The sequence below is a fragment of the Nocardioides sp. BE266 genome, from assembly GCF_031457855.1.
In the GTDB taxonomy this organism is placed as follows: Bacteria; Actinomycetota; Actinomycetes; order Propionibacteriales; family Nocardioidaceae; genus Nocardioides.
This window is the reverse complement of record NZ_JAURTI010000008.1, coordinates 21,021-36,746: the sequence shown is the minus strand read 5'-3', so window position 1 is coordinate 36,746 and position 15,726 is coordinate 21,021. Positions and strand designations below refer to the sequence as shown.

Annotated in this window: 18 protein-coding genes; 6 read left to right on the top strand and 12 right to left on the bottom strand. The window is 71.3% G+C overall.

All coding sequences use genetic code 11. From position 1 onward, the window contains the following. Positions 1–85 precede the first annotated feature (85 nt). Positions 86–625: a cupin domain-containing protein gene (locus J2X46_RS20540; RefSeq protein ID WP_310253868.1), complete on the top strand. Its 540-nt coding sequence runs from the start codon at positions 86–88 to the stop codon at positions 623–625. Here the strand turns inward: J2X46_RS20540 and J2X46_RS20535 are convergent. Continuing rightward, complete coding sequence (locus J2X46_RS20535) at positions 622–2,841, bottom strand: family 78 glycoside hydrolase catalytic domain (protein ID WP_310253866.1); 2,220 nt, start codon at positions 2,839–2,841, stop codon at positions 622–624. The genes J2X46_RS20540 and J2X46_RS20535 overlap by 4 nt on opposite strands. A gap of 4 nt (positions 2,842–2,845) precedes the next feature. Continuing rightward, positions 2,846–3,997: an alpha/beta fold hydrolase gene (locus J2X46_RS20530; RefSeq protein WP_310253865.1), complete on the bottom strand. Its 1,152-nt coding sequence runs from the start codon at positions 3,995–3,997 to the stop codon at positions 2,846–2,848. A 109-nt stretch (positions 3,998–4,106) separates the two neighbouring features. Here J2X46_RS20530 and J2X46_RS20525 point away from each other — a divergent pair, with 109 nt between their 5' ends. Both J2X46_RS20525 and J2X46_RS20520 read left to right on the top strand, forming a co-directional pair. Then, the gene (locus J2X46_RS20525; RefSeq protein WP_310253863.1) at positions 4,107–5,345 is read left to right on the top strand and encodes a family 1 glycosylhydrolase; all 1,239 of its coding nucleotides are present in this window, start codon (positions 4,107–4,109) and stop codon (positions 5,343–5,345) included. Between the two features lie 170 nt (positions 5,346–5,515). Continuing rightward, positions 5,516–6,205, top strand: a complete 690-nt coding sequence (locus tag J2X46_RS20520; protein ID WP_310253861.1) for a pentapeptide repeat-containing protein — start codon at positions 5,516–5,518, stop codon at positions 6,203–6,205. Here the strand turns inward: J2X46_RS20520 and J2X46_RS20515 are convergent. Then, the gene (locus J2X46_RS20515) at positions 6,186–6,353 is read right to left on the bottom strand and encodes a hypothetical protein (protein WP_310253860.1); all 168 of its coding nucleotides are present in this window, start codon (positions 6,351–6,353) and stop codon (positions 6,186–6,188) included. The two genes, J2X46_RS20520 and J2X46_RS20515, sit on opposite strands and share 20 nt — an antisense overlap. A 108-nt stretch (positions 6,354–6,461) precedes the next feature. Between J2X46_RS20515 and J2X46_RS20510 the strand changes: the two genes are divergently transcribed. The 3 genes from J2X46_RS20510 to J2X46_RS20500 all read left to right on the top strand — a co-directional run bounded on the left by J2X46_RS20510 (position 6,462) and on the right by J2X46_RS20500 (position 8,590). Continuing rightward, entirely contained in the window at positions 6,462–7,157 is a 696-nt protein-coding gene (locus tag J2X46_RS20510; RefSeq protein WP_310253859.1) for a 4a-hydroxytetrahydrobiopterin dehydratase, read from the top strand. A gap of 74 nt (positions 7,158–7,231) precedes the next feature. Further along, positions 7,232–7,672: a hypothetical protein gene (locus J2X46_RS20505; RefSeq protein WP_310253858.1), complete on the top strand. Its 441-nt coding sequence runs from the start codon at positions 7,232–7,234 to the stop codon at positions 7,670–7,672. Between the two features lie 48 nt (positions 7,673–7,720). After that, the gene (locus J2X46_RS20500) at positions 7,721–8,590 is read left to right on the top strand and encodes an SDR family oxidoreductase (protein ID WP_310253857.1); all 870 of its coding nucleotides are present in this window, start codon (positions 7,721–7,723) and stop codon (positions 8,588–8,590) included. Between the two features lie 12 nt (positions 8,591–8,602). On the opposite strand, the gene J2X46_RS20495 is transcribed toward J2X46_RS20500, so the two are convergent. From J2X46_RS20495 to J2X46_RS20455, 9 genes are all read right to left on the bottom strand, one after another. Then, a complete protein-coding gene (locus J2X46_RS20495; RefSeq protein WP_310253856.1) occupies positions 8,603–9,118 on the bottom strand; it encodes an ACT domain-containing protein in 516 nt (171 codons plus the stop codon). A gap of 35 nt (positions 9,119–9,153) precedes the next feature. Beyond that, positions 9,154–10,017: a fumarylacetoacetate hydrolase family protein gene (locus J2X46_RS20490; protein WP_310253855.1), complete on the bottom strand. Its 864-nt coding sequence runs from the start codon at positions 10,015–10,017 to the stop codon at positions 9,154–9,156. Then, positions 10,014–10,769 (bottom strand): SDR family oxidoreductase, encoded by a 756-nt coding sequence (locus J2X46_RS20485; protein ID WP_310253854.1) that lies wholly within the window; start codon positions 10,767–10,769, stop codon positions 10,014–10,016. Before J2X46_RS20485 ends, J2X46_RS20490 begins: the two co-directional genes overlap by 4 nt. A 1-nt stretch (position 10,770) precedes the next feature. Next, positions 10,771–11,718, bottom strand: a complete 948-nt coding sequence (locus tag J2X46_RS20480; protein ID WP_310253853.1) for a VOC family protein — start codon at positions 11,716–11,718, stop codon at positions 10,771–10,773. A gap of 62 nt (positions 11,719–11,780) precedes the next feature. Continuing rightward, a complete protein-coding gene (locus J2X46_RS20475; RefSeq protein ID WP_310253852.1) occupies positions 11,781–12,554 on the bottom strand; it encodes an SDR family NAD(P)-dependent oxidoreductase in 774 nt (257 codons plus the stop codon). Next, positions 12,551–12,970 (bottom strand): VOC family protein, encoded by a 420-nt coding sequence (locus tag J2X46_RS20470; RefSeq protein WP_310253851.1) that lies wholly within the window; start codon positions 12,968–12,970, stop codon positions 12,551–12,553. Before J2X46_RS20470 ends, J2X46_RS20475 begins: the two co-directional genes overlap by 4 nt. After that, positions 12,967–14,343: an NAD-dependent succinate-semialdehyde dehydrogenase gene (locus J2X46_RS20465; RefSeq protein WP_310253850.1), complete on the bottom strand. Its 1,377-nt coding sequence runs from the start codon at positions 14,341–14,343 to the stop codon at positions 12,967–12,969. Before J2X46_RS20465 ends, J2X46_RS20470 begins: the two co-directional genes overlap by 4 nt. Continuing rightward, positions 14,343–15,323 carry a fumarylacetoacetate hydrolase family protein gene (locus J2X46_RS20460; RefSeq protein WP_310253848.1) on the bottom strand — a complete coding sequence of 327 codons (981 nt, stop codon included), beginning with the start codon at positions 15,321–15,323 and terminating at the stop codon, positions 14,343–14,345. Before J2X46_RS20460 ends, J2X46_RS20465 begins: the two co-directional genes overlap by 1 nt. Beyond that, entirely contained in the window at positions 15,323–15,616 is a 294-nt protein-coding gene (locus J2X46_RS20455; protein WP_310253846.1) for a putative quinol monooxygenase, read from the bottom strand. Before J2X46_RS20455 ends, J2X46_RS20460 begins: the two co-directional genes overlap by 1 nt. Positions 15,617–15,726: the final 110 nt, after the last annotated feature.

Below are 15,726 nucleotides of genomic sequence, written 5' to 3'. Positions count from 1 at the left end.
CACGCCCACGGAAGCGACGGAGCGGATGCCTCGGATCACCGAAGCGGATGCCCGGTCGCGCCGCCGCGCTCCTACGCTGACGGACATGTCCACCGTGCCCCGTCGCGTCGTCACCGGCCACACCCCCGACGGCGTCTCCGTCGTCGTCGCGGACGGGCCGGTCCCGGTCAGCCGCGAGCTGCCCGACGACGGTGTCGCCTTCCACGAGGTGTGGAACACCAGCGGCGCGCCCGCTCCGCTCTCCGCGGTCGAGGACGTCGACCCGACCGAGCGCGAGCTCGCCGTCCCGCCTCCCCCGCGCGGCACCAAGATCCGGATCAACGAGTTCGCCCCCGGCTTCCTCGACGAGCGCGGGCTCCAGTCGCCGGTGCACCGCACGGCGTCCGTCGACTACGGCATCGTGCTCGAGGGACAGATCACGCTCGTCCTCGACGACTCCGAGGTGACGCTGCACGCGGGCGACATCGTCGTACAACGCGGGACGGACCACGCCTGGGCCAACCGCGGCGACACCGTCGCCCGGGTCTGCTTCGTGCTCGTCGACGGCGAGTTCACTCCCGAGCTCGCGGCCACGCTTCCCGAGGGTGCTCTGGACCGGCTGTCGCGCAAGGGCCCGCGTGACTAACGGCCGTACGCCACCGAGTGCCGGCCGGCGCCGACGACGCTCGGACGGCCGTCGCCGAGGTCGACTTCTGCCTCGCACCCGACGGGGACCGTCACGTCGACCGTCGCGAGCACGCCCGCCGCGGCCGTCCACGCGACGCGGATCGGGCCGTGGGGTGAGTCCAGGCTGGTCTCCGCCCACGTGAGGCCACCGCCGGGCCGTGGTGCCACGCGGAAGCGGCGGTAGCCGGGCTCGAGCGGGGCGAGCCCGCCGACGGTGCGGTGCAACCAGTCGGCCACCGACGCGAGCGCGTAGTGGTTGAAGCTGGTCATCGTCCCCGGGTTCACCGACCCGTCGGGCAGCATCGAGTCCCACCGCTCCCAGACGGTCGTGGCGCCCATGGTCACCGGGTAGAGCCACGACGGGCAGCCGGTCTGCGTCAGCAGGGCGTAGGCGTCGTCGAGGTGCCCGGTGCCGACCAGCGCGTCGAGGACGAACGCCGTCCCGGCGAACCCGGTGCCGATGTGGTGGCCCTCCTCGCGCACGAGCTCGGCGAGCCGGTCGCCCGCCATGCCGCGGCGCGGGTCACCGTCGAGCAACCCGAGCTCCAGCGCGAGGGCGTATGCCGTCGGGCAGTCGCTGTGCACCCGCCCCCGCTCGTCGACGTAGTGGCGGAGGAAGGCCCCGCGCAGGTCGCGGGCCAGGTCGTCCAGCTCCGTGCGGTCGTGTCCGAGCACCTCGGCGGACCGTGCTGCGAGGACGACGCTGCGGTGGAAGACGGCCGTCGCCACGACGCCGGTGTCGGCACGCGAGCGCCCCGGCTGGTCGGGCGGCGCGCTCGGGTCGAGCCAGTCGCCGAACTGGAAGCCGCCCTCCCACAGCCCGCGCTCGGAGAGCAGCTGGTCGCGGGTGCGCTCGACGTGGGCCAGCATCGAGGGCCAGTGGTCGCGCAGCACCCCCGCGTCGCCGTACGCCGTCCACAGCGCCCACGGCACCCAGACCGAGGCGTCGGCCCAGATGGCCGACGCGTCCATCGGCGGCAGTCCCTCCGGCGGCTCCTCGAACTTCAGGCAGTCGGGCGCGCACAACGGCACCCTGCCCTCGGCGTGCTGCTGCTCGAGGGCGAGGTCGACGAGCCACTGCCGCAGGAAGGGGCCGACGTCGAAGAGGAAGGCGGCGCTCGGCGCGAAGACGGCGAGGTCGCCGGTCCAGCCGAGGCGCTCGTCGCGTTGCGGGCAGTCAGTCGGCACGCCGACGGAGTTGCCGCGCCAGGTCCACACGGCGTTCTCGTGCAGCCGGTTGACGCGCTCGTCGCTGCACGCGAAGCGACCGGTGCGCTCCTGCTCGGTGTGCACCACGACTGCCTCGACGTCGGCGGCGCGGAGCTCCCCCGGCCAGCCCGTAACGCCGGCATAGCGGAAGCCGTGCGTGGTCATGGTCGGCTCGAACACGTCGGTCCCGCCGCTGAGCACGAGCCGGTCGGTGGCCTGCGCGGTGCGGAGCGGACGCACGCACAGCTCCCCGTGCTCCAGCACCTCCGCATGGCGGACCGTGATCGTGCTCCCCGCCGGACCCTGCACGGTGAACCGCAGCCAGCCGACGAGGTTCTGCCCGAAGTCCAGCAGCACCTCGCCGCTCGGAGCGGTCCAGACCCGCTCGGGACGGATCGACTCGTGCCGACGGATCGCCGGGTGCGGAGAGGCGTCGAGCAGCGAGGTGTCGAAGTCGAGCTCGCGCACAGGGCCCCACGTGGTGGGCTCGAGGCGTCGGGCGTCGACCGTCTGGCCGTCGTAGAGGTCGTCGGCCAGGACGCCGGAGGCGCCGGACTGCCACGAGGCATCGGTGCCGATGACCTCGGTGCGCCCGTCGGCGTACTCGACCTCGAGCTGGGCGAAGGCGCCCGGGTCGGCGCCGTACAGGTTCCGGTTGCCGTGGAAGCCGAGGCGGCCGCGGTGCCACCCGCTGCCCACCAGGAGTCGGATCTCCGTGGCCGGTCCGACGAGATGGGTGACGTCGTGGCTGCGGTGTCGCAGCCGCCACTCGTAGCTCGTCCAGCCCGGCGCCAGCACCTCGTCGCTCACCGGGCTTCCGTTCACGCTCGCCTCGACCACACCGAAGGCGGTCAGGTGGAGCGTCGCTCGCCCCACCTCACCTGCCAGCTCGACCGCGCGCCGGAAGAGCGGCGCAGCGTCGAGCTCCACGTCCGGCGTGATCATCCGGGCGACCCACTCGACCACGGCGTCAGCCCAGCCCGGCGAACGTGTCCTCGACCCAGTCGGCGATGAACGCGTTGATGTGGGGCATGTGGTCGAGCCCGACGTGCTCGGCGGCGCCCTCGTCGACGGTGAAGACCCGCAGCTCGCGCTTGGGGCTGTTCACGGCCTGGTCGTAGGACCGGTGCGCGTAGTCGACGGAGATCTGGCGGTCGTTCTCGCCGTGCGCGATGAGGAATGGAACTGTGATCCTCTCGACGACGCCGTCGAGATTCACGCCCTCGGCGTAGTCGATGAACTTCTCGACGTCGTCGAAGCCCCAGACCCAGAGGACGTGCTCCCAGTAGTGCGGCACCGGGTTCTCGCCCTCGCGCTGCAGCCGCTTCTTCTGCACCTCACCCCAGTTGTGGTTGGCGCCCCAGACGGCGATGAGCTTGAACCGCTTCTCGAAGGCCGCGGCGCGCGGGACGTAGTAGCCACCGAGCGACCAGCCGACGAGGCCGATCCGGTCGCTGTCGACGTCGGAACGAGACTCGAGCCAGTCGACCTGGGCGCTCGCCCACTCCTCCGACTCGATGCGGGCCTTGAGGTCACCGAATCGCAGCGCCTCACCGGAGCCGGGGTTGTCGATCATCAGCACCGAGATCCCGCGCTCGCGCATCTCCTGGGCCCAGCCGGAGGTGTACATGTGCTCCTTGGTGGAGTCGAGGCCGTTCCACATGACCACGCACGGCACGGGCTCCCCGTCCTTGCTCGCGTTGGAGAAGTACGCCGGCAAGGTGGTGCCCTCGAACGGCACCTCGACCCGCGACGTGGCCGGGTCGGCGAGCTCGAAGACCTTCTCGAAGGCGTCGAGCGCCTGCTGGTAGAACGCGCGCCGGCCGGGGTCGGTGTTGCTGAGCATCCGCTCGGCCTGGCAGACGTAGAGGCCCGAGCGGTACCACTGCTGGCCGGCGGTGCGCAGGTGTCCGGCGGCCTCGGAGGCGCGGGCCTGGTCGGCGACCTGGTCGGCGACCGCCTTCCACGACTCCATGAAGATCCGGCTGCCCGAGTCGACGTCGGGCGCCTCGCGCGCGGGACGGCAGGCCCGGTCCACCTCGTCGATGGCACCTCCGTTGTTCAGCGTCGCGCAGACGCCGAGGTTCCAGACGTACTTGGGGCCGATGAAGTACTCGAACATGACCCCGACTGTGCCGGTCGTCACGGGCGCGGGGAATCAGCCAGTCGTGATGCGAGGTATCACCGCACTCCGGCTTCCGGGTGGGCGACCGCTGCGGTGTGCTGTGACCGTGACCACGCGATTCTTCCCGACCGACTTCCTCTGGGGCGTCGCCCACTCCGGCCACCAGGTGGAGGGCGACAACTCGAACAGCGACACCTGGTTCGCCGAGCTGGTGTCCCCCACCGTCTTCAAGGAGCCGTCCGGCCGCGCCTGCAACAACTGGGAGCTGTGGCGCGAGGACGTCGACCTCGCCGCCGGGATGGGCATGAACGCCTACCGCTTCTCCGTGGAGTGGGCCCGCGTCGAGCCGACCGAGGGCACCTTCGACGAGGCCGCGATCGACCACTACGAGGCGATCGTCGACCGCTGCCTCGAGGTCGGCCTGGCGCCGGTCGTGACCTTCAACCACTTCACCTCGCCGCACTGGTTCGCGATGCGCGGCAGCTGGCTCGACGAGAAGGCGCCCGAGCTGTTCGCCCGCTACGCCGACACGCTGATGGAGCGCTTCGGCGACCGCATCGCCTACGCCGTCACCCTCAACGAGCCCAACCTCACCCGCCTGCTCGCCTGGATGGACCTCCCCGACTTCGTGCACGACCTCGAGCGGGCGACGCTCGAGGCGGCGAGCAAGGCCGCCGGGGTGCCGGCGTACCGCCTCTCCAACGTCACCCTGCCCGAGGAGTCGGACGCGATGGCCGACGGCATGACCGCCGGCCACCGTGCCGCCAAGGCGGCCATCAAGGCGCGCCGGGCCGACCTGCCCGTGGGCTTGTCGATCGCGATCATGGACGACGTGGTCGACGGCGACGACGCGACCGTGCGCGACCGCAAGCGCGAGGACGTGTACGGCAGGTGGCTCGAGCTCGCCCGCGACGACGACTTCGTCGGCGTGCAGAACTACGAGCGCATCCACTACGACGACCGGGGCAAGGTCGCCGTGCCCGACGGGCTCCCCCGCAACCAGATGGGCTCGGCCATCGAGCCGGCCTCCCTCGGCGGCGCCGTGCGCTACGCCTTCGAGGCGACCGGGGTGCCGGTGCTGGTCACCGAGCACGGAATGGCCCACGACGACGACACCCACCGTGCCGCGTTCATCGCGCCCGCACTGACCGGGCTGCTCGACGCCATGGACGACGGCGTGCCGGTCCTCGGTTACTGCCACTGGTCGCTGCTCGACAACTTCGAGTGGATCTTCGGCTACGACTTCCACTACGGCCTGCACTCCGTCGACCACGAGACCTTCGAGCGCCGGGCGAAGCCCAGCGTCGCGGTGCTCTCCGCGATCGCGCGGGCGAACGGGGTCTAGGCCGACCGCATCGGCTCCTTGACACTCCTCGGGCGCGGCACCCCAATGGAATCCACGGATACCCAGCGGTGTCGCTCGACCTCCGCCGCACCCCGACGTCTGCGTGAGTGACGCCCGACCATCTGGAGGGCGAGATGTCTCGAGTACGCCGATTTGCCGCCGATCCCCTCATGACTCTCCTGTGGGAGGCCGTACTGGCGATCCTCGTCGCCGCCGTCGTCTTCGCCGCGACAGTGCGTCTGGAGTCCACCATGGCGGACCGACAACAGACGCAGGCCGACAGGATGGCCGCGAGCGCCGAGATCCTGGAGAACGTCCGCTTCGTGCGCGATGTGACGTCCTCGGGGTCGCGTCGTACGTTCGCAGGCATGCAGCTCGCAGGCGCGGACCTCAGCGGGTTGGACCTTGGCTGCGACGTCGGGGAGTCGAAGACACAGGTCGAGGCACGGCTCGCGCGACTCAAGGACAAGGCGCGGAACTGTGCGGACTTCGCCGCGGCAGACCTCCGCGATGCACGCTTCCTCGGCACAACGCTCGCAGGCGCGGATCTCTCGCGCGCGAAACTGCGTGGGGCTCGATTCATCCGAACTGACCTGCGCGGCGTCGACCTCACCGGCGCCTCGCCTGAGGGGGCCGTCTTCGAAGCCGTCTGCCATGGCCCCTCCACGGTGTGGCCGACGGGGTTCGAGGCGCCGGCTGTGAGTGAGCCGACCTGCCGCGAGCGAAGCGACGACGTCCTGATCGCCCGGCTGTTGCTGTCCGAGCGCATGGCGGCGCGCGCTGAGCAGGTCAGGCTGCTCCGCAGGCTCCAGAAGCTCCGTCACGATGCTGCGATGGATGTCATCGACGACCTTCGCTGACTGGGAAGGTCGGAGCCCGCAGCTTCGCCAGCGCCGACAGCTCGGCCGGAGTCAGCATCGGAGTGCCCGAGAAGTCGCCGGCGTAGTAGCCGTTGTGCCGCCGGCGGGTGCCGGTCCAGGTGCCGCTCTCTTCCTCGATCGTGAACATCTCGGGTCTCCTGCGTGGGTGGGTGGGCGTGTCTCGTACAGACGACGAACGGCACCGGCTGGATACGACACGTGCCGCTGTCGGACATCGCGGCTAGGGTCCCCGGGCATGGACATGCTGCGGGGGAACACGATCGCCGAGGCGAGGCTCACCGACTGGCGCAAGCTGGCGCAGGGGCTCCATGCGCGCTTCCTCGTCGACGACTTCGGTGCGGCCGCGCGCTTCGTCGCCGCGATCGGCGAGGCCGGCGATGCCATCGGCCACCACCCGCGCGTGCGGATCGGCTCGGGGCACGTCGACCTCGAGCTCGTCACCGACGACGCGATCTATCGCGCCGACGACGGGACTGACTACGTCGTGGAGTGGGTGACCCAGCAGGACATCGACCTCGCGCGCACGATCACCGACGTCGCCGCGGATCAAGGGCTGACCGCCGACCCGGCGTCGGTCAGCGAGGCCGAGCTCGGCCTCGACACCGCCGACTCGGCGAGGATCGCGCCGGTCTGGGCGGCCCTGCTCACCGGTAGCGCCGACTCCCAGGGCCGCGGATCACCGAGCGACGAGATCCGCGACGCCACCGTGCGGGTGCCGAACCTGTGGTTCGGCGACGAGCCCGGCGAGGGCCAGCGGATCCACGTCGAGGTATACGTCGCGCCCGAGGCGATCGAGGGCCGGATCGCCGCAGCGGTCGCGGCCGGTGGCACCGTCGTCGACAACAGCGAGCCTGGCCTCGTCGTGATCGCCGACCAGGACGGCAACCGGGGCGTCCTCTGCGTCGACATCTCCTCCGCGTCGACCGACTGATCCACCGCTACCCCGCTCGGGGTACGTCCGTGCACCGAACGGCCCGCAGCGACGCGTCCTGAGCACACTGCCTCATGGCGCACGTGTGGCACGTCGACGGTCTGAGGGTCGGTGAGCGGCGTCCGCCCTCGGCTCGGTCGGCCTGGTTCGGCCTCGCCCTCGCGACCCTGTGCGCGGCGTCGTACGTCGTGGCGCTGGTGCTTCCCTACTACGCCAACGGCTTCGCGGGTGCCACGCAGGAGGAGCTGTGGGCGCACGACCTGACGACGGTCTGGCCCTACGGCACCGCCCTCGGCCTGCCGATCGGCCTCGCCGGGATCCTCGCGGTCACCGTCGGTCCGTTCCTCGCGGCGGGCACGCTGTGGTGGTCGGGCCGGACGCTGTGGGTGCACCGCGGCGGGCTGGCGACACCCGTGCGCACAGTGCTCACGACCACCCTGCTGGTGTCGGTCGGGATCCTCTCGTGGCTGCCGACGCCGATGGCGGGACAGCTGTTCAGCTGGTTCATCGACTGACCGTCCGACCGGCGCTAGCGTCGAGGCAACGTCGCCGTAGGAGGAGCCATGGGATGGGAGCTGCGTGACAAGGTCGTCCTGATCACCGGGGCGGCTCAGGGCATCGGGGCGGAGACCGCCCGGCGGCTCGACGCCGAAGGCGCCCGACTGGTGCTGGTCGACGTCGACGGAGACGCCCTCGATGCGGTCGCCTCGAGCCTGGGGAGCGATCGCGCGGTCACGGCCGTGGCCGACGTGCGCGACTTCTCGGCGATGGAGGGCGCGGTCGCCGCTGGCATTGACGCGCACGGCGGCATCGACGTCGTCGTGGCCAATGCCGGGATCGCCAGCTACGGCTCGGTCCTGGCCGTCGACCCCGAGACCTTCAGGCGCGTGATCGACACCAACGTGACCGGCGTCTTCCACACGGTGCGCGCCTGCCTCCCGTCGGTGGTCGAGCGCCGCGGCTACATGCTCGTGGTGTCGTCGCTGGCCGCGTTCGGAGCGATGCCGGGCATGGCGGCGTACAACGCCAGCAAGGCCGGTGTCGAGCACTTCGCCAACGCCCTGCGACTCGAGGTCAAGCACCTCGGCGTCGACGTCGGCTGTGCGCACATGTCGTGGATCGACACGCCCCTGGTGCGCGACGCCCGGGCCGACCTGACCACGTTCGGCGAGGCGATCGCCTCGATGCCGCCACCGCTGAACCGCACCGCGACCGTCGAGAGCTGCGGCAGGGCCTTCGTCAAGGCCATCGCCGGTCGCAAGCGGCACGTGTACGTCCCCGGCTGGGTGGGTGCCGTCGCCCAGGCCCGCAACCTGGTCAACTCCCCCGTCGGCGAGCGCGACACCCTCAAGCACGTCGCCGAGCGGCTGCCCCGGATGGACGAGGAGGTACGCCGCCTCGGGCGCTCGACGAGCGAGCGCAACCTGGGGTGAGCTCGCGGCTTATCAGTCGAGCGAGAGGTGCACGTCCACCATGAGCCGGTCGGCCAGGTCCTCCAGCGCCGCGCTCAGGTCGGACGCGCTCATCGACTCCGGAGCCACGAGCACAGCGCGGGCCTCGAACAGCTTGCCGCCGGCCATGGGCGCGTCGGTGAGCTCGGTGACCAGGTCCTCGATGCTCACCCGGTGTTCGACCAGCAGAGCGGCGATCTGAGCGATGATGCCGGGCCGGTCGGCGCCGACGAGCTCCAGGCTGAACCTCGCGCGGGCTGTCTCCACGGGAGGGTCGGTCCGGTCGACCAACACGTGAAATCCTTCGTCCTCCAGCCCGTGCACGCTCGCGAGCATCGCCTCCGCCGCGTCCTCAGGCGCCGAGACCACCACGATGCCGGCGAACTTGCCCGCCGCCTGCGTCAGCTGGCTGTGCTCCCAGCTGCCGCCGCGAGCGCTGATGGCTCCGGCGATGTCCGAGACGAGACCGGGGCGGTCGTCGCCGAAGAGGGTCAGCACGAAGGTGGCCATGCCGCAGGCTAGTGCCAGCGCCCGGCGCCCACCAGTCAGCGCACGCTGCCCGACAGGGTGCCCAGCCCCTCCACCTCGAGGCGTACGACGTCGCCGGGCTCGAGCGGCGGTGGGTGCTGGGCTCCGTGGCGGCCCCAGAGCTCGGCGAGGCAGCCTCCGCCGCCGGTCGTGCCCGAGGCGAGCAGGTCGCCGGCCAGCACGACGGAGTCGCGCGAGGCGTGGGCGACCATCTCGGCGAAGGAGAAGTGCATGTTCGCGAGGTTGTCGTGGCCGATCAGGACGTCGTTGACGTAGGCCTTGCAGTCCAGCGCGAGCGAGGGCAGCTCGTCGGCCGTCACGATCCACGGTCCGAACGACGTCGCGAAGTCCTTGCCCTTGGCGGGGCCGAGACCGACCTGCATCTCGCGGGACTGGAGGTCGCGGGCGGACCAGTCGTTGAGGATCGTGTAGCCGAAGATCGCGGCCTCCGCCTCCTCGAGCGCGGCCGAGCGCAGCTCGGTTCCCACGACGCACGCCACCTCCATCTCGAAGTCGAGGGCGCGCGAGGTGAGCGGGCGCGGGATCGCCTCCCCCGGCCCGTAGAGCGCGTGCGGGTTGGTGAAGTAGAACTGCGGCGCGTCGTACCACGCCTCCGGCACGCCCGACGCGTGGTCGATCGAGCGGCGCACGCCCTCGACGTGGGACTCGAAGGTGACGAAGTCCCGCACCGAGGGTGGGCGGTAGGGCAGCAGCAGGTCCGCCTCCGTGAAGGGCACCGCCGGCGTCCGTCGGGCCTGCTCCCCCACGTCGAGCGCCCGCTCCAGGCCGAGCCCGATGAGGTCGCCGACGGAGGCGGGCAGCAGGTGGGCGACGTCCCCGTCGAGCACCGCGGGTCCCTGCCGGAGCTGAGCGATCCTCACGACGGCGGCCTCGTCGCGTCGGCGATCCGCTTGTGCGAGACGTGGGCGGACAGGCCGCCGTCGATCACCAGCTCTGCGCCGTTGTAGTACGACGACTCGTCCGAGACCAGGAACACGATCGTCGGCGCGATGTCGGCCGGCACGCCCACCCGGTGGAGCGGCACCTCGGCCACCGCCGCCTCGTGGAAGGCTGCAGGGGCCGACTCCATGAGCGGGGTGTCCACGAGCCCGGGCATCACCGCGTTCACACGGATGCCGCGCGTCGTACCGAGCTCGAGTGACGCCGAGCGGGTCAGGCCGCGCAGCGCCCACTTGGAGGCGGTGTACGCCGCCGCGGCGTGGCCCGCGACCGCGGCGACCGAGCAGATGTTGACGATCGAGGAGCCGGGCGGCATCAGGGGTGCCAGCGCCTGGATGCCGAGCAGCGGACCGGTGACGTTGATGTCGAAGGTGCGCTGCCACTGCTCCAGCGAGACGTGCGGGAGCCGCTCGCGGGCGGCGACGCCGGCGTTGTTGACCAGCCCGTCGACGCGACCGTGCTCGGCCTCGATCCATGTCGCCAGCGCGGCCCAGCCATCGGCGTCGGTGACGTCGAGCCGGCGCTGGACGTAGGCGTCGGTCGGCGCGAAGTCGAGCACGTCGGTGGCGACGACCGTCGCCCCCTCGGCAGCCAGGGCTCGTGCCTCCTCGGCGCCCTGGCCGCGGGCCGCGCCGGTGACGACTACGACCTTCCCCGCACAGCGTCCGGACATGTCAGACCGGCGGCGCGACGAAGACGCCCTTGTCGGGGTCGTTGAAGGAGTCCTTGGCGATGATCTCCGACATCGGGTCGGCCGTGCCCCAGACGTCCTGGGTCATCGGGTCGGCGATGTCGTAGAGCGCCGGGTGCCACTCGTCGGTCTCGATCTTCTCGAGCTCGGTCGTGTACTCCATCGTGTTGCCGCTCGGGTCGAGGAAGTAGGAGAACGTGTTGTTGCCGGCGTTGTGGCGGCCCGGTCCCCAGATCTTCTTGATGCCCGCGCGCATCACGCGGCCGGTGCCGCGCATGTACTCGTCGAGGCCGCGCATCTCGAACGACACGTGGTGCACCGAGGTGTGCGGGCCGCGGGCGATCGCCAGGCTGTGGTGCCAGTCGTTGCACCGCATGAAGTGCATCATCTCGCCCATGTGCTCGCTCCAGAGCGAGTCCGACAGCTTGAAGCCGAGCACGTTGGCGTAGAAGTCGCGCGTCGCGTTGGGGTCGTTGGAGTTCATCACCGCGTGCGAGATCCGCACCGGGATGGCCTCGCCCTCCTCGATGGCCCGGTGCTGCCGGGTCTCCACGTCGGTCGACACCTCGATCGTGCGGCCGTCGATGTCGAAGAATCGGAAGCCGTAGCCGCCACCCGCCGTCTGGAGCTTGTCGGGCTCGCTGACCAGCTGTACGCCGGCCTGGCCGAGGTGCTCGGCGAGCGCGTCGACGGTCTCGACCGACTCCGAGCCGAAGGCGATCAGGTCGAGACGCTTCTCGTCCGACTCGCGCAGCCGGATGACGTACTGCTCCGGGGAGCCCTCGGCGGCGAAGTAGGAGATGCCGGAGTCGGTGCCCTGCTCGGTGAGGCCCCACGTGTCCTTGTAGAACGCGCGCTGGGTGGCGTAGTCGGTGACGGCGAGGTCGACGTGGCGCAGGTGGGTGATGCCGTGCTGGTTGAGGTGTGACATGGGTTCGCTTTCTCTGATGTGGTTTCGAGGCTCGCTTCGCTCGCACCTCGACCACCACGGGGTTAACCGAGGACTGATCCGCCGCCGTCGACGACGAGGTTGGTGCCGGAGACCCACGACGACTCGTCGGAGGCCAGGAAGATGGCGGCGTTGACGACGTCGGCCGCCTGGCCGTGCCGTCCCAGCGGGAGGCGGTCGAGGACGACCTTCCTCATCCGCTCGGGCGGGTCGGCCAGCATGGGCGCGGTGTTGGGCGTCTCGACCAGGCCGGGGCTGATGCAGTTGGCCCGGATGCCGTGCGGGCCGCCCTCGACCACGAGCTGGAGGGTCAGCGAGATGACGCCGCCCTTGGCGGTGGAGTGGGCGTTCTGCGGCATGAACTCCACGCCGCGGAGCGCCGCGATCGAGCCGACGTTGACGATCGAGCCGCCGCCGTGGGCCTTCAGGTGCGGCCACGCCGCCCGGACCGTGTAGTAGACGAGGCTGAGCTCGTTGCGCATCGTGAAGTCCCACTCCTCGACGCTGAGCTCGTCGATCGCGCCGAAGCGCTGGGCGGAGGCGTTGTTGTAGAGCACGTCGATGCCTTCGTACGTCGCCACGGCGGCGTCCACCCACGCGCGGGCCGCGTCGGCGTCGCCGAGGTCGACCCCGCCCATGCAGGTGATCTCGCCACCCTCGGCCCGAACTGCGGCCTCGGTCGCTGCGGCACCGTCGGCCGACAGGTCGCAACCGACGACGCGAGCCCCTTCCGCGCAGAACATCGACGCGGCGACGGCGCCCATGCCCCCACCGACGCCGGTGATCAGCGCGATCTTCCCCGCGAGCCGCCCGGTCATGAGGCTGCCGCCGTCGTGCGGTCGAGCAGCTCGATCAGGTTGCCCTCGGGGTCGGCGACGTAGGCCATCCGCACACCCGGCTCCGGGGACGGGCGCGGCGACATCCGGTCCGTGGCACCTGCGGCCAGCAGGGCGTCGTACGCCTCGTCCACGACGGGTACGTCGAGCGCGACGTGCCCGAAGCCGCGTGTCAGCGCCGCCTCGACCGGGCTCCCCGCCTGCAGCCCGACGGCCGAGCCGGGGCGGTGCAGCAGCTCGATCCGGTAGCCGGACGCCGAGCGCAGCATCGCTCCGCGGAACTCGACGTGGTCGAGCGCGAACTCGAGCTCGACCTCCAGGCCCAGGGACGCGCAGTACCACTGCTTCATCGCGTCGAGGTCGCCCACAGTGAGGCCGACGTGGTCGAGGGCGTTCATCCGACGTAGACCGTTCGCACGTTGGTGAACTCGCGCGTCCCCTCGGCCGAGAGCTCGCGGCCGTAGCCGGAGCGGCCGATGCCGCCGAACGGCAGGCGCGGGTCGGAGGCCACCATCGCGTTCACGAAGAGCGCACCCGACCGGATCCGCCGGCCGACGGCGAGGCCGCGGTCGGACTGTGACCAGACCGCGGCGCCGAGGCCGTAGTCGGTGTCGTTGGCGAGCTCGACGGCGTGGTCGTCGTCGCGTGCACGGATGATCGAGGCCACCGGACCGAAGGTCTCCTCGGTGAAGGAGGTCATCCCGGGCACGACGTGGTCGAGCACGGTCGGCTCGAAGTAGAAGCCGGGACCGTCGATCGGCGAGCCGCCGCAGACGAGCGCGGCCCCCTGCGCCACCGAATCGGCGACCTGGCGGGCCAGGGCGGCGCGCAGGTCGTCGCGCGCCATCGGCCCGACGGTCGTGCCCGACTCGTTCGGCGGACCGACCTGGAGCGCGGCGACCTGCTCGACGAAGAGCCGCACGAACTCGTCGGCGACGGACTCGGCGACGATGAAGCGCTTGGCGGCGATGCAGCTCTGGCCGCCGTTGCCGTAGCGCGACTTCGCGGCGACCGTTGCAGCGGCCGCGAGGTCGGCGTCGTCCAGAACGACGAAGGGGTCCGAGCCGCCCAGCTCGAGCACCGACTTCTTCAGGAAGCGACCCGCGGCAGCACCGACAGCCTCCCCTGCCCGCTCGGAGCCGGTGAGCGTCACCGCGGCGACCCGCGGGTCGCCGATGATCCGCGGCGTCATCTCCGCCAGCTGCGCGTCGTCGAGCACGACCGTCGTGAAGAGCCCAGCCGGAGCACCGGCGTCCGCGAAGAGCGTCTCGATCGCCAGCGCGCAGCCGGTCACGTTGGGTGAGTGCTTGAGCACGCCGGCGTTGCCCGCGACGAGCGCCGCACAGGCGAATCGGAGCACCTGCCAGAAGGGGTAGTTCCACGGCATGACCGCGAACACCACGCCGAGCGGTTCGTAGGACAGCCACGATCGGCTGGCCGCCGACGCGACCTCGTGGTCGGCCAGCCAGCCCGGCGCGGAGTCGGCGACCACCTCGCAGTTCCAGGCGCACTTGTCGACCTCGGCGTAGGCCTCCGCGAGCGGCTTGCCCATCTCGGAGGTGATCAGCGCGGCGTAGTCGTCGCGTCGCTCGGTGAGCAGCTTGCCCACGGAGCGGAGCAGGTCGGTCCGCTCGGCGACCGGTCGCTGCGACCAGTCGAGGTAGGCCGTGTGCGCGGCCGCGAGGGCGGCGTCGACCGCGGCCTCGTCGTGGACGTCGTACGTCGACAGGGCGAGGCCGGTGGCCGGGTCGACCGTGGTGATCGTGCCCATCAGGCCACCTCGACGCTGCGGCGGCGTGCGGTGGGCACGGGCGGCACGTCCTCGTCGGACTCGACGACGGTGTTGCGGATCGTGCCGATGTTCTCGATCGTCATCTCGACGACGTCGCCGACCGCGAGCGGCGGCGGGGTGAGCCGGCCGGTGCGGCCCCACGACTCGGCGAGCGAGCCCGACGCGCAGGTGCCGGAGGCGAGCACCTCGCCAGCCTTCACCCACGACGCACGCGACGCGTGGGAGACCAGCTGCTCGAACGACCAGCCCATGTGGCCGGAGCGGTCCTCGCCCACCTGCTCGCCGTTGACCGCGACCGACATGCCGAGGTCGAGGAACCCCTCGTCGTCGCGGAAACCGTCGAGCTCGTCGGCGGTCACGACCCAGGGGCCGATCGTGGTGGCGAAGTCCTTGCCCTTCGACGGGCCGAGCTTGAGCCTCATCTCGCGGCCCTGGACGTCACGGGCGGACCAGTCGTTCATCACGCAGTAGCCGCCGATCGCGGACCGCGCCTGCTCCGGCGTCACGTTGCGGACGTCGCGGCACACCACCGCGGCGATCTCGAGCTCGAAGTCCAGCCGCTCGGTGTCGGGCGGCATGGCCACGTCGTCGAAGGCACCCGTCACGGCGTGCGGAGCCATGAAGAGGAAGACGGGAGCGGCGTACCAGTCCTCCGGGACCCCGGGGTTGCCGTGGCCGCGCTCCATGCCGTCGACGTGCGCCTCGAAGGTGAGGAAGTCGCGCATGGCCGGCGGGTTGACGGGCGGCAGCAGCACGACCTCGTCGGGCTGGTGGCCGTCGGACTGGGCGGCCCGGTCGGCCGCCCGCTCGCGCGCCTCCGGCTCCGCGGCGAGGAGCTCCACGAGGTCCGTGCCGTCATCGAAGGGGTGCACCCACCAGGCGCGCCCCTCCCCCACGACGAGGCCGACGCGACGCACATCGGGCGCGTCGGAGGTCAGCCGGAAGGCGGCGAGCTTCATCAGCCGCCGATCGTCTCGTAGAAGGCACGCTCGCGGTTGGCCAGCACGGGGATGGCCTGCTCGAGGGCGTACTGCTTGAAGTGGTCCGAGGCGCCGTGCGCGGCGTAGGCGTCCTCGTCGTCGTAGATCTCGAAGAGGCGGAACACGGAGGGGTCGGTGGGGTCCTGGTAGGCCTGGTAGAAGCGGTTCCCGGGCTCCTCCCGCGACGGCGGGGTGAGCTTCTCGATGGCGTCGAGGACGACGCCTTCGGAGCCGGGCTGGCTGGTCCACGTGGCACTGACTACGTATGGCATGTCGCCAAGTCTGTGGCGGTCGGCACACCGCGGGGAAAGCGATGGAGCCGATACCTGCCATCGGCGCGAACCGGGTTCCCCGTGATCGCCGTCACAGGTTTTCTGGTGGC

What these genes read in the sequence shown, in the direction of transcription:
- J2X46_RS20540 (WP_310253868.1), top strand. Translation starts at nt 86, where the DNA reads ATGTCCACCGTGCCCCGTCGCGTCGTCACCGGCCACACCCCCGACGGC.
- J2X46_RS20530 (WP_310253865.1), bottom strand. Translation starts at nt 3,997, where the DNA reads ATGTTCGAGTACTTCATCGGCCCCAAGTACGTCTGGAACCTCGGCGTC.
- J2X46_RS20520 (WP_310253861.1), top strand. Translation starts at nt 5,516, where the DNA reads ATGACTCTCCTGTGGGAGGCCGTACTGGCGATCCTCGTCGCCGCCGTC.
- J2X46_RS20515 (WP_310253860.1), bottom strand. Translation starts at nt 6,353, where the DNA reads ATGTTCACGATCGAGGAAGAGAGCGGCACCTGGACCGGCACCCGCCGG.
- J2X46_RS20510 (WP_310253859.1), top strand. Translation starts at nt 6,462, where the DNA reads ATGGACATGCTGCGGGGGAACACGATCGCCGAGGCGAGGCTCACCGAC.
- J2X46_RS20505 (WP_310253858.1), top strand. Translation starts at nt 7,232, where the DNA reads ATGGCGCACGTGTGGCACGTCGACGGTCTGAGGGTCGGTGAGCGGCGT.
- J2X46_RS20500 (WP_310253857.1), top strand. Translation starts at nt 7,721, where the DNA reads ATGGGATGGGAGCTGCGTGACAAGGTCGTCCTGATCACCGGGGCGGCT.
- J2X46_RS20495 (WP_310253856.1), bottom strand. Translation starts at nt 9,118, where the DNA reads ATGGCCACCTTCGTGCTGACCCTCTTCGGCGACGACCGCCCCGGTCTC.
- J2X46_RS20485 (WP_310253854.1), bottom strand. Translation starts at nt 10,769, where the DNA reads ATGTCCGGACGCTGTGCGGGGAAGGTCGTAGTCGTCACCGGCGCGGCC.
- J2X46_RS20480 (WP_310253853.1), bottom strand. Translation starts at nt 11,718, where the DNA reads ATGTCACACCTCAACCAGCACGGCATCACCCACCTGCGCCACGTCGAC.
- J2X46_RS20475 (WP_310253852.1), bottom strand. Translation starts at nt 12,554, where the DNA reads ATGACCGGGCGGCTCGCGGGGAAGATCGCGCTGATCACCGGCGTCGGT.
- J2X46_RS20470 (WP_310253851.1), bottom strand. Translation starts at nt 12,970, where the DNA reads ATGAACGCCCTCGACCACGTCGGCCTCACTGTGGGCGACCTCGACGCG.
- J2X46_RS20465 (WP_310253850.1), bottom strand. Translation starts at nt 14,343, where the DNA reads ATGGGCACGATCACCACGGTCGACCCGGCCACCGGCCTCGCCCTGTCG.
- J2X46_RS20460 (WP_310253848.1), bottom strand. Translation starts at nt 15,323, where the DNA reads ATGAAGCTCGCCGCCTTCCGGCTGACCTCCGACGCGCCCGATGTGCGT.
- J2X46_RS20455 (WP_310253846.1), bottom strand. Translation starts at nt 15,616, where the DNA reads ATGCCATACGTAGTCAGTGCCACGTGGACCAGCCAGCCCGGCTCCGAA.